This window comes from Maribacter polysaccharolyticus (assembly GCF_028882255.1).
GTDB lineage: Bacteria > Bacteroidota > Bacteroidia > Flavobacteriales > Flavobacteriaceae > Maribacter_A > Maribacter_A polysaccharolyticus.
Map to the genome: position 1 here is coordinate 533,855 of NZ_JARBUY010000003.1, position 10,556 is coordinate 544,410.

The following is a 10,556-nucleotide window of genomic DNA, read 5'->3' on the forward strand; positions in this document are numbered from 1 at the left end:
ATTAATTGGTGAGTTTTTTTATTTCAATATCTAATTGGTTTGTTGGTGTTTCTTTTTTAGCTAAATCTAAAAGCCAATTAAATAGTTCTTCGCTTTCTTGAGGCTCAAAACCGAATCTATTGCAAAATTTAAGGAACGAATACTTTTCATCATCATCAACTTTTTTATCAGCCCAAATTACTCTTGTGAAATCATAAAGAAGTTTGATTTTATCAATAAAATTGATTGGATATTGTATTTCTATCGTGGTTGGATTGATTATGATTTCTTCAAAGGTCTTTCGAGATATACCTTTTTCTCTCCCAATCTGTAAGATTACTTCTAATTCAGTTTCATCGAAATTGTTATCACTTAATGCAAGCATATAAAGGTTTAGAAAATGACCTTTAAGTTCATTATTTATCATATCGTATTTATTGGTTGGTTTGTCTTATGGTTTTTCATGACTTGTGTCCAATGGTCTTATGTAGGGTTATTTGCGTAGATTAGAAATGCATTTAGTAAATACAAACCAAGTAAGAAAATCCACGAAGTGTATAGTAAGTTGGCCTGCTTTTGCATTTAATATTTTATTGTGTTAACAAATGTTTATTACTTCAGATTTCCCTTTATTTTTAATACGCTCATAACTTTTGATTTGTACCATTTCTAGCATCATTTTTATTAATAATATTCTTCAATCTTTGTTTTTGAATAATATATGTCCCTATTGAACCAAAAATTAAAACAGGATAAATTAAACAGAATAAGATAAAGTTTACTTCATAGTATGAAAGTTTAAAAATGTTGGCCAAATTGATAACAAAGTCAGTACAATAACTGAATATGAAGCTTAAAAATTCGGTTAGTTTATCCATTGTTTTTTCCTTATTTCATTAATTTCGACTTGTATGTTCAAAGATTTAATTGTAAAAAACCAAATCAAGAAAGGAAATAAAATCACAAGGAAAATAAGATTGGCTAATTTGTAGTTGCCTGTGCTATGAAGTATTTTAATTATACTGAAATAAAAGCTATCTGTATATCCATAATATGAATTTAAGTATTTCACGTGCTGTTTTTTACAAATATTTGTTGTTTGATAATAACAAATCCAAGTGCATTTATCTATTATCTTTTTATTGGAATTAATTGTTTCTATACCATCAATTAAGTGAGGTTTCTCGAGAATACTTGGTCTTATAATTTCATTTACTAAAAACATTACCATAAATGGAAGTAACATTAACCCAATATTTCTGAATAATTTTCTCATAATATTTGCTAATAATCGTGTATGGGTCCTATTCCCGTTATAGTTCGGGTATACATATCCCCAAAAATTCGGAACAAGTGGGAATCACGGTTTTTGGGGGTGTTTAAAACAAAGTGGCCTCCAATTCCCTAGCCAAAAGGTTATCCTTCCTCAAAAAAGAACTCGTGCAATTCGATAAGGCTTCCCCGTTTTATCTGTACCAGGTCTTGGGTGGCCTTTAAGAAAATGCCTAGCGAGCGCTCGTTATAGATAAACTTCATGTCTTCCGAATAATCGGTGACCACGTACATATCGCCAGAGAGTTTGTAGAAAGGGATGGCCATTTTACTTTTGACCTTTACCCCTTTGTTGACGATCTTCCCATGGGCAAGGGTTTCGGCCACATGGGTATTTTCCCATTCCCCGGAGGCCACCTGTACATAGGAGGTCATCATTTTTGTCCATTCGGATTTGTCGATCAAAAACCATTTGATTTTATTGAAATCGATACCGTATTCATTGATCCAGCCATGGCTGGTAAACCCTAGGAGTACTTGTTTTTTTCCATCCAATTTAGGGTCGTCGGCTGGTACGAACTCCTGTATCTTAAAGGTGATGACAGAGACATCGGACATGTCTTTCAATTTTTTGCCCTCAAAATCCATCGTTTTTAATGAAAAGCCGGTCAATTCCGGGTTATTGGCCAATAACCATTCGGTTGCTGTTAGTTCTGCCCGCTCTTTCATTTGTTCTACCGCTGCGACTCCGGCACCAATGGCCGCTAAAGCGCCTATGGCACCTGCGGCCACGGCACCTTTGTCTTGGGCATGGTTGTGTTTAGGCAGCAATGATAGAAATACGGTTAATACGATAAGGACTCTTTTCATCGGTATGGTTTAGGGGTTGGTCGGTTTTGGTTCAATTCGACAGGTCGCTGATACGCCGGTCGATATGGATGCCCATTTCCCTTTTTCGTTTGGCCTGCTGTTGGCGTTTCCATTTTTTGCCGTTCTGCAAAATTTCGGCATAGGTCATGGTTTCCAAAGGGCCGTTCTCCATTTTAAGTCTGACCAGGGTACCGGCCAAGATCATGAATTCGCCGGGATCGAGGTGCTCTTTCAAGACCTCGATATCGGAATGATAGGATCTTTCATTGTATTTCCGCTCCATGGGGGATGTACAGGAGTACAGTACTGTTGCTATTGCAACAATTAATAAAGGTGTTTTCATGGAATTGGTTTAATCCCATAAAACTAAGGTGAAAAAAAAGTAATACCTTACAGATATCTGTAAGGTAATTAAATATTTTTTGTTTATAGAGGGGGCATGTTGTGGTTTGTTTCCATTTGATCGGTGTTACCTTGATGGCACCCTGGGCCGCGAAGTTGGCAACTTTGCGGGGGGCATTTATGTACAGTCGTTACCTCAACCGAAAATTCCGTGGTTCAAATGACCATAGGGGCAGAAAATTGATTAAAGGGCATTTGAATTTAAAAATCGGGGATAGGGCGATCAACGTGGAACACGGGATATGGTCTATGCAAAATAAGATGGGATGCCCGCACATTCGTAAAAGGAAAATATAAAGGCCAAACTTATCAAATCGGAAGATTCCCCCATCACCTTTTCAATAAGCCGGCCCGTATATATTTTATTCGTTTTTGGGGCAATGGCACTGCATGGCACATGATTTACACCCATTGGCGGTATTGGGGTAATAATCCATTGCTTTTACCAAGGCCGAATGACAGTCTACATGTAATCCCAGCCCTTTGGTGTATTTGGCAAGGGCAAGCAAATGGCAACCTTCCTTATGAACCACATGGTCTCCATTGGGTTGCGCGGTTTGGTCGACATAGTATTTGGTCATTCTTTCAAATCAGTTTAAGCCATTACAAACATAACACCCTTAAAGGACAATTCCTTACAGATATCTGTAAGGGAATTCATTTTCTTTTTAACCCCAATGAAACAGGGGGCTGCGAAGCCTAAATTTTACCCGATTTTATCAATTTGGCAATCAGGTGTTGGGTATTTTTTGCCCCGAAATCATCGAATAACTGACTTACCTTCTTATTTACGGTACTTTCGCTATTGGGATAAATGCGCTTTTTTTTCAGTCTTTTCGAGATCTCTTTCTTGGTATACCCATCGGCCAGGTCCTTAAGGATCAAGATGTCGTATTTGTCCATCTCGATAATATTTTCGGCATTGTTCAAATTGATCTGGGGGGAGACAAAGGTCCTGTTCTGACGCACTTCATGTAGGGCACTGATCAATTCGTTAAGGCTATTGCGGCCCTTGCACACATAACCGTTTATCTTTTGGGCTGTAAACAACGGATTTATTTCGGAGGGATCATCGATCATGGAGTTCACGATGATCTTGATGTCCGGGTCTATTTTACGTACGGCCTGGATCAGTTCCTTGCCCGAAGTAAGCTTACGGTCTATAAGCCCTTCCTTAAAGGTAAGGTCGGTGATCAAAAGGTCAAAAGGGTTCCCTTGGTCATGGGCGACCTTAAAGCGGTTAAAAGCCTTGTCGCAATACAACTCTTCATGTAGGTTTTCAATCTGTAAGCGATCGGCCAAGGCATCCGATATACCCTTGTTGGTATCTTGGAAATCTTCGGCAATCAGAATTTTTTTGAACATCATGGTCTGCACTGTTTAAATGGGAATTTCGATATGGGACTTAAAACCATCGCCCTTCTTGGTTTCGAAATCAATGCTTCCGTTGATGGCTTCAATACGTTTTTCGGTATTCCAGAGTCCATTTTTATTTTGTAAAGCCTCTGCTGTGGCCCCTTTCCCATTGTCTATATAATCGACCCGAAGGGTTTTCTTGGTCTGTTCAAAATCCAAGTAGACCATGGTGGCCGAACTGTGTTTCTGCATGTTCGTCATAAGTTCTTGGAGTGCCTTGTAAAGGGTCTTCTTTGATGTGGCCGATATTTGTTCCCAGATGATGTACTTGCTACCCGTAACGATCAATTTGGTGGTTTTACAGTACGTACCCAACATTCCGAACAATACCTCCTTGAACTTGGGCCCGGTATCGACATCGTTGATCCTTCTCGAGAAATTCCTGCTCTGGTCGTACAGGACCTCAACGATATCGAGCACTTTTTCAGGGTCCGAACCATTTTGGAGCATTAACATGGCATGGTTCAATTTGGCACCGAAATCATCATGTAATTTCCTGGAGAGCGCGGCTTCGGTCTCATAGGTGGCCTCCAAGATGTCGATTTTGTTTTTTTGTTGTAAATGCTTGTTGCGCTGTACCAGAATATACCCGATAGCCGAAGAGGCAACCAGGAGCAGTACCAAACTGGCGATCGATATGATCTTTTGGTTGCGTTGGTTGGCAGCTTCCAAGGCATGTTCCGCATTCGTCTTTTCCAGGCGATAAATGGATTCTTCCTTTAGGGTGTCGTCGTACTTGTATTTGGCAAATTGGGTTTTGACCAGTAGTTCCTGCTTATGCAAACTGTCTTGCAGAAAAACATAACGATCGCGTAGGGCTATATTTTTCGGATATAACCGCATCAAATGTTTTAAAGCCTCTTGTTCCGCCTTAGGCATTTTGAAGGTTTTTGACAGTTGTACAACGGTATCAAAATAGGTACAGGCCTTTGAATGGTCTACCGCACTGTAATATTCCCCCAAATGGGTGTAACTGGCGATCTGTCCCTTGTGGTCTTTCGCCGTCTTACGCATGTTCAAAGGGTGCAGAAATGCTTCCGGTTTCACATTTTTGTTTGCCAACCATTGGGCATAGGCCAGGTTGTCGAGGGCACGGGCATATTCACCTTTGTTTTCCTGCATTTGGGGGTCATGGGTAAGCCCCTCGAGCAAGGCAATGGCATTGCCATACTTTTTGTAATCGATAAAAGTCGCCGCCAGATTGTTTTGGTACAACAGCTTGTCGCTTTTGGAAGTGGAGTAGGAAAGGGCCCTGCCATAATATTTTACCGCCTCTTCGTAATTCAATAATTCCCGGTGGTCCGTGGCAAGCATATCATAACTGGAAGCGATATATTTGGTGTCCTTTTTCGGGTTCAAATATTTTAAGGCCTGGGTAATGGTTTCCTTACTGCCAAAAAAATCGTCATGGATTTTTTGGATGACCGCCATATTGTACAGGTTTTTACCCACCCAGCTACTATCATTGACGCGATTTTGATAGTTTTCGGAGTTGCTATAGGTATAAAAAGCGTTTTCGGGCTTATGTGCGATATTGTCATAATAGTAGGCCATTAAATAGTACTGCCGGGCAAAGATGGCGTTGTCACTTATTTTTGACGTATGGTCAAGAAGGAATTCGTTCAGTATTTGAAGGCTGTCGTATTCCTGTAACGAAAAAAGGATAAGGTTCTTTTGATAGAGCACTTGGGAAAATAGGGTGTCTTTTTGGCCTTCCTTAAAAAATCGCAACGATTTGTTCACGGCATCATACCGCTTTTTCAGGTCATTGTTTCTGTTTTTGGCGATCCCATAATAATGTAGGATACTATCGGTGGCCATTTCGGTTTCCAAGGGGTTGTCCCCATGATTCCCGGTACAGGAAACAAGCAATGCGATACCCACTAAAATCAGAAATCCTTTCAAGAAAAAATTTTTCCTTAAAAGTATTCAAAAATGGGCTATGCCCCAACCGTTTAGCCCAAATAAATACAGAATGTCCCATGGGTTTCTTGGGTGCTGGCGGTACTGTCCCATAGGGGGAGGGCGAATAGCCCCGTGCCGCCCGTGGCCATAACAGGTACGGTGGGTTGTCGATAGGGGAAGACACCAAAAAATACAGTTGCCCGGCCTTAAGCATTTATACGGTATTTCAAAAATTCCAAGGTACTGACCTAGGTCATTTCAAAGGCCTGCCTATGCATGTAATTTAGCACAGGATTTAAAGGAATGTTTAACCTAAAAACACAATGTTATGTCATTAGTAAAATTTAAAAGAAGACCTTTCGGAAATCTGGTAAGCCAGGATTTTTTCGATATGGATGATTTTTTTGACAATCGTTCCTGGGTCAGGAATATGTTGCCTGACACATTTTGGAACGGTAGGACCACCCAACCCGCTTTGAATATCAAGGAGACCGACGATAAATTTGAAATTGAACTTGCTGCCCCGGGCTTTTCCAAAAAGGATTTTGAAATAACCATAGACGATGGTTGTTTGAACATTTCTGCCGAGAAATCGAAATCGGAAGAGGAAAAAGAGGATGATTATACCCGGCGCGAATTCAGCTATAAGGCCTTTGAACGTGCCTTGCAGTTGCCAAAATCCGTTAAGGAGGAAGCCATAAAAGCGAAGTACAATGACGGTATTTTGAGATTCGATCTTCTGAAAAAAGAGGAGGCCAAGAAAAAACCGCCTAAAAAGGTAGAGATCGCCTAAAGATCTTCGAGTTTAAAATGCCCTTACGCCTTAACCGAAAATACGTCCATGTGATTAGGTTTGGCCTTAGGGCATTTCTCATTTTAAAAATACATTCAATACCCTAAAATGGTCCATAACCCTTTCGCAATATCGTCTGCTGAGCTTTTGGACCGTGTAGGGACCCATTACCGAAACGGTCTTACTTCTGATGAAGCCCGATCGCGTCTTCAGCAGTATGGGGTGAATCAGATTCCGGAACACAAGCCTAAAAGTAGGATCCGTATTCTTGTAGATCGATTTTTAGACCCCATTGTCTATATTCTTGCAGTAGCCGGTGTACTGGCCTATATTTTCAGCGATATCCTGGAGGCTTTTGCCATCATAACGGTCATATTGATATCGGTAGGGATCGGTTTTTTCATGGAGTTGCAGGCGGTACGCTCCTTAGAGGCATTGCGTAAATTGGGAGAGGCAAAAACCACCGTCATCCGTGACGGGGGCAAAATGGTCATTAAAGCCGCTGAAGTCGTCCCGGGCGATTTGATCAGTTTGCAAAGGGGGGATGTGATCCCCGCCGACGGCCGCTTGATCGCGGTAGACAGTTTATCGATTAAGGAGTCTGCCCTTACCGGCGAAAGCACCCCCGTATCCAAAACAACAAATACCTTACCCCCGGATACTTCGCTGACAGATCGGTCGAATATGGTCTTTCGGGGCACCACCGTTTTAACAGGTGTGGGCAAGGCGGTCATTACCGCAACGGGTAAATCCACCCAATTGGGCAGGATCCAACAGATGGGGGTAAACGCCATTAAGGAACGGACCCCCTTGGAGATAAAATTGAACCAATTGAGCAAAAGGCTTATCTGGCTTACTTTGATCCTCACCGTTTGTATTGTCTTGATGGGGTGGCTTAGGGGAGAGGAAATACTTTTTATGATCGAAACCGGGGTGGCCCTGGCCGTTGCTTCCATTCCTGAAGGATTGCCCATCGTGGCTACCATTGCCCTGGCCCAAGGAATGTATCGATTGTCCAAAAAAAATGTGGTCATCAAAAAGCTGGAAGCCGTACAGACCTTAGGGGCTACCGATGTCATATGTACCGATAAGACGGGTACGTTGACCGAAGACAACATGAAAGTACACGCTATGGCCACCGCCGACAGGGTGTTTTCCAATGTGGAGGAAAGGGCTTTTGGGGCAGGGGTCAGGAATAATCCCGTACTACAGGGTATGATACGGGCTTCGGTCCTGTGCAATAATGTGGATTTGGATACCAAGGACCCTATCGGTGATTCCATTGAATTGGCCCTGATCGATTTTGCACGGGCCATAGGCTATGATATCCCCGAGCTGAAAAATGCCTATCCGGAGTATCTGGAACTTCCCTTTAGTGCCAAGCGTAAACTTATGGCCACGGCACATCGGCACGGCGACTTCGTCGTTTATGCCAAGGGGGCTTTTGAATCCTTGGTCTCCCATTGTAGGTATTATTTGGATGAAAATGGAAAGCAGCCTCTGGTAAACGTCCAGGAATGGAATGAAAAAGTTGAAACCTTGGCCGGTCAGGGGATGCGTATACTGGCCTTTGCCTATAAGGAAACCGACATTGAACCCACCAAAGAAACTATTTTAGATCAACTCGTTTTATTGGGGGTCATCGGTTTTTTGGATCCGGCAAGGAAAGATGTAAAGGCAACCCTTGATATTTATAGGAAAGCGGGTATTAAGGTGGTCATGGTAACGGGAGACCACCCAAGTACTTCCAAGAAAATTGCGGAAGAAGTGGGCTTGTTGGCCGTAAATGCCCCTAAGGCAAAGACCATTAAAGGGAGTGAACTGGACCTAGTAGGGCATAAGGATAAAAAGCACATTGATACCTTGCTCGACGCCACCATTTTTGCGCGGGTATCCCCGGAACAGAAATTGAACCTGGTCGCTTTATACCAACAAAACAACCATATCGTGGGAATGATCGGGGATGGCATCAATGACGTGCCGGCATTGAAGAAAGCCGATATAGGAATTGCCATGGGTATTCGCGGAACGGAGGCAGCACGGGAAGTGGCCGACGTTATCCTTAAAAATGATAAGTTTACGGCCATAGAACTGGGGATACGGCAAGGAAGGGTCATTTTTCAGAATATAGGTCAGTTCGTGGTGTATCTACTGTCGTGTAATTTGGCCGAGATATTATCGGTAGGTTTTGCCGCGATACTGAATCTGCCATCCCCTTTATTGCCCTTGCAGATCCTGTTTTTGAATTTGGTCACCGATATCTTTCCCGCACTGGCCTTGGGTTTGGGGCGGGGTGAATCTGATATTATGGAACAAAAGCCGAAAAATCCCAAGGCCCCGTTAATAAATCGGTTGCAATGGGTTGCCATTGCCATCTATGGGTTGAGTATCTGTTTTTCGGTAATCGGCATGGTGGCCTATGCCCATTTTGTACTGCAATTGGAACCGGCCATCATCAATAACATGGCCTTTTATACCTTGGTACTGGCCCAACTTTTGAATGTGTTCAATATGCCGAAGATCCAAGGGTCATTTTTTGTGAACGAAGTGACCAAGAATATATGGGTATGGGGTGCCATAGTGTTGTCGATCATCATCACCGCCATGGCCTATTACATAACGCCCATAGCGAAAGTACTATCGTTTAAGATGCTATCGGAACGATTTTTTGTCGTTGTCTTTTTGTTTGCCTTCGGCTCCTTGGTACTGGCCCAGGTGTTGAAAAGGGTGGTGGTGCCCATCACCGGCCATAAAATGCCCTAGGCGGTATTCCCCGAATGGGCATGGCTACTTTGCCAAGACGGCTATATTGGCGATCAATAATTATCGGCAATGCACTGCAAGCGCTCCTTGTCAAGTAGTATGATCCTTCGGGCATGTCCCATGGTTATCAGTTTTTCTTCCTTGAAATCCGAAAGGGTACGTATGGCGGTTTCCGTTGCGGTACCGATCATGCCGGCGAAGTCTTCCCGGGGAATATCCAGACCTTCATAGTACGAATCCTTTATGATCCCCTTTGCATAGAGTGCCAATAGGGCTTTGGCGACGCGTTGCCTTACTGTGGAGTAGGCCATATTCACCAATTGGTCCTGCACTTCGATAAGGTTGTTCGAAATGAGTTCCATAAATTTATGGGAGACATCCTTTTTGTCGTTTACCAGATGGATGAAATCGGCCTTGGGAATGGCGTAGGCCTCGGTATCGTGTATGGCGATTGCGGTTTCGAGATACGTTCCTTTCGGGTTTAAGAGCGATAGCTGCCCAATGAAATCACCGGTCGTATGGATGCCGGTTACGAATTCTTTCCCCGATTCGGTCGATTTATAGGTCTTCACCATGCCATTATGTATGAAGTACAAGGTATGCGCACCATCGTCTTCCCTAAAGATAAAGTCCTTCTTATCGTAAAGTTTCGAATAGTATTCCTTTTGGATATGATCTAGGGTAAGGTAATTATAGGCATCTTGGAAAAATTCGTTGATCCCCTCCAAGTTCTTCGAAAATTCCTTGCGAAGGAAATTGTTCTTTCGGATACGGGTGTCGACAGCTTCAAGCAGTTCATTTTCCTCAAAGGGCTTTGTGAGGTAATCGTCGGCCCCAAGGTTCATTCCTTTTCGGAAATCGGTCCTGTCCGATTTGGCGGTCAGGAATATGAACGGTATGTGCAAGGTATCGGTAGTGTTGCTTAACTCTTCCAACACCATATACCCATCCTTAACGGGCATCATGATATCGCAAAGGATCAAGTCCGGTAAGTGCTGTTTGGCCATTGTTATGCCAACTTGCCCATTTTCGGCGGTAAGCACTTCATAATCATGTAGCTTTAGGATATCCGCGGTATTCTCACGTACATCCTTATTGTCTTCGATCAACAGTATTTTTTTCATGGCTTTATGTGTAACATTATAGCGATAGGTAA

At 42.7% G+C, this 10,556-nt stretch carries 9 protein-coding genes; 2 read left to right on the plus strand and 7 right to left on the minus strand.

Features of this window, described 5'->3' with window-relative positions; all coding sequences use genetic code 11:
• Position 1: 1 nt before the first annotated feature.
• The 6 genes from PHU20_RS11825 to PHU20_RS11850 all read right to left on the minus strand — a co-directional run bounded on the left by PHU20_RS11825 (position 2) and on the right by PHU20_RS11850 (position 5,844).
• Complete coding sequence (locus PHU20_RS11825; RefSeq protein WP_274825578.1) at positions 2-406, minus strand: hypothetical protein; 405 nt, start codon at positions 404-406, stop codon at positions 2-4.
• 989 nt (positions 407-1,395) lie between these two features.
• Positions 1,396-2,121 carry a hypothetical protein gene (locus PHU20_RS11830; protein WP_274825579.1) on the minus strand — a complete coding sequence of 242 codons (726 nt, stop codon included), beginning with the start codon at positions 2,119-2,121 and terminating at the stop codon, positions 1,396-1,398.
• Between the two features lie 31 nt (positions 2,122-2,152).
• The gene (locus PHU20_RS11835; RefSeq protein WP_274825580.1) at positions 2,153-2,464 is read right to left on the minus strand and encodes a hypothetical protein; all 312 of its coding nucleotides are present in this window, start codon (positions 2,462-2,464) and stop codon (positions 2,153-2,155) included.
• Between the two features lie 421 nt (positions 2,465-2,885).
• A complete protein-coding gene (locus tag PHU20_RS11840; RefSeq protein WP_274825581.1) occupies positions 2,886-3,104 on the minus strand; it encodes a hypothetical protein in 219 nt (72 codons plus the stop codon).
• A gap of 118 nt (positions 3,105-3,222) precedes the next feature.
• Positions 3,223-3,891, minus strand: coding sequence for a DNA-binding response regulator (locus tag PHU20_RS11845; protein ID WP_274825582.1), 669 nt, complete (start codon positions 3,889-3,891; stop codon positions 3,223-3,225).
• A gap of 12 nt (positions 3,892-3,903) precedes the next feature.
• Positions 3,904-5,844 carry a tetratricopeptide repeat-containing sensor histidine kinase gene (locus PHU20_RS11850; RefSeq protein ID WP_274825583.1) on the minus strand — a complete coding sequence of 647 codons (1,941 nt, stop codon included), beginning with the start codon at positions 5,842-5,844 and terminating at the stop codon, positions 3,904-3,906.
• A gap of 328 nt (positions 5,845-6,172) precedes the next feature.
• On the opposite strand from PHU20_RS11850, the gene PHU20_RS11855 reads away from it, so the two are divergent.
• A complete protein-coding gene (locus PHU20_RS11855; RefSeq protein WP_274825584.1) occupies positions 6,173-6,637 on the plus strand; it encodes an Hsp20/alpha crystallin family protein in 465 nt (154 codons plus the stop codon).
• 108 nt (positions 6,638-6,745) lie between these two features.
• Positions 6,746-9,400, plus strand: coding sequence for a cation-translocating P-type ATPase (locus PHU20_RS11860; protein WP_274825585.1), 2,655 nt, complete (start codon positions 6,746-6,748; stop codon positions 9,398-9,400).
• A gap of 53 nt (positions 9,401-9,453) precedes the next feature.
• On the opposite strand, the gene PHU20_RS11865 is transcribed toward PHU20_RS11860, so the two are convergent.
• A complete protein-coding gene (locus PHU20_RS11865) occupies positions 9,454-10,524 on the minus strand; it encodes a response regulator (RefSeq protein WP_274825586.1) in 1,071 nt (356 codons plus the stop codon).
• Positions 10,525-10,556 lie beyond the last annotated feature (32 nt).